1 protein-coding gene is annotated in these 546 nt (G+C 60.6%); it reads left to right on the plus strand.

What is annotated here, in order from left to right:
- Positions 1-34: 34 nt before the first annotated feature.
- On the plus strand, positions 35-546 hold a 512-nt coding region (locus tag NPS47_RS25350; protein ID WP_274297442.1), incomplete at its 3' end, for an Hcp family type VI secretion system effector.

Genomic DNA, 546 nt, shown 5'->3' on the forward strand with positions numbered 1-546 from the left:
GCCGGGCACCTCTATTTTTCAGCAAGGAGCATTCATGGCTACCCCCGCATATATGTCCGTTACCGGCACCAAACAAGGCTTGATCACCGCCGGTGCCTTCACCGCCGATTCGGTCGGCAACACCTACCAGGAAGGTCATGAAGACCAGGTCATGGTTCAGGGTTTCCAGCACGAAGTGATCATCCCGCGTGACCCGCAGTCCGGCCAACCCACCGGCCAGCGCGTGCACAAGCCAGTGGTCATCACCAAGGTCTTCGACAAGGCCTCGCCGCTGCTGCTGGCGGCGCTGACCTCCGGCGAGCGCCTGACCAAGATCGAAATCCAGTGGTACCGCACCTCCGCGGCCGGCACCCAGGAGCACTACTACACCACCACCCTGGAAGACGCGATCATCGTCGACATCAAGGACTACATGCACAACTGCCAGGACCCATCGAACGCGCACTTCACCCACCTGGAAGACGTGCACTTCACCTACCGCAAAATCACCTGGACCCATGAGGTCTCCGGTACTTCCGGTTCCGATGACTGGCGTTCTCCGGTCGC

Origin of the sequence: Pseudomonas putida (assembly GCF_028682475.1) — a bacterium.
In the GTDB taxonomy this organism is placed as follows: domain Bacteria; phylum Pseudomonadota; class Gammaproteobacteria; order Pseudomonadales; family Pseudomonadaceae; genus Aquipseudomonas; species Aquipseudomonas putida_AG.